Below are 1,034 nucleotides of genomic sequence, written 5' to 3'. Positions count from 1 at the left end.
TTGAATATATTGTTTTAAAAGTTTTAACTATTTATTAAAAGATAGGTTTTTTAAATTCGGTATATTATGTTTTGGTAAAGCATATTATTATATAAAATCTAATTTTGAAAAAATAGAGTTATTTAGTTTATTATAATAGTTTTCATCTAATTTAGATACTTGTTCATTAGTAGATTCGTCATTCCAATTAGCGGTTGTCCAGTAACTAGTTCTATAAGTAATAAGACCTTTATAGTATTTTCTAGTGAAGTCAATCATATCAGAAAACTCAGTCTCATATTGCTCTAAGTTATTAAATCCAGTAGCAATATTTAAGGCATCAACTCTATATGGAATTGCTATCTCATCTATTAATGGCTTTAATACATTGTTTTTCCAATTATTAAAAAATGCATCCTTATAATTTGGATTATATTCTGTTTCATATTTACTGCCATTAGATATCCAAGGATATGGTTCTAATATAATATTAATCCCTTTGCCTTTAAGTTTATCTAGTAGCCACTTAGCTCTTTGAAGGCTATTAGAATCTATGCTTACATCACTAGAGGTTAAATCATTAATGTTTATAACGATAGGTAAATTAATAGTATTTAAACCTAAAAGCTCTATATCTTCTAATGTTTTATCTATTTCATAATCAGTTGATAAATTACCAGATTTAATTTTTTTATCTAGTTTTTCTGTAAGTATTTTCCCATCTCTCTTATTTAAATAATTATTTATCATTCCTCTACTTGTATAATTAATTTTAAGAAAGTAATAAGATAAAATGACAATTAACAAGACACATCCAGCTGCAATACGCCACATTAAATCTTCTTTATCAATATTTCTTTTTTTATTCATTAAATCTCCCCTAAAAATCTTAATAATTATTGTAATAAAAATATAATACCATAAAGTGTAACATTGTGCTGTATATTGCAAAAGAATTGAATATATTGTTTTAAAAGTTTTAACTATTTATTAAAAGATAGGTTTTTTAAATTCGGTATATTATGTTTTGGTAAAGCATATTATTATATAAAATC

At 23.5% G+C, this 1,034-nt stretch carries 1 protein-coding gene; it reads right to left on the bottom strand.

Going from position 1 to position 1,034, the window contains the following annotated elements; all coding sequences use genetic code 11:
* Window positions 1-87 precede the first annotated feature (87 nt).
* Window positions 88-849, bottom strand: coding sequence for a hypothetical protein (locus E6248_RS16360; protein WP_316341820.1), 762 nt, complete (start codon window positions 847-849; stop codon window positions 88-90).
* Between the last annotated feature and the right edge of the window lie 185 nt (window positions 850-1,034).

The sequence above is a fragment of the Clostridium sp. genome, from assembly GCF_032552055.1.
In the GTDB taxonomy this organism is placed as follows: domain Bacteria; phylum Bacillota; class Clostridia; order Clostridiales; family Clostridiaceae; genus Clostridium.
This window is presented reverse-complemented; position numbering and strand designations above follow the sequence as displayed.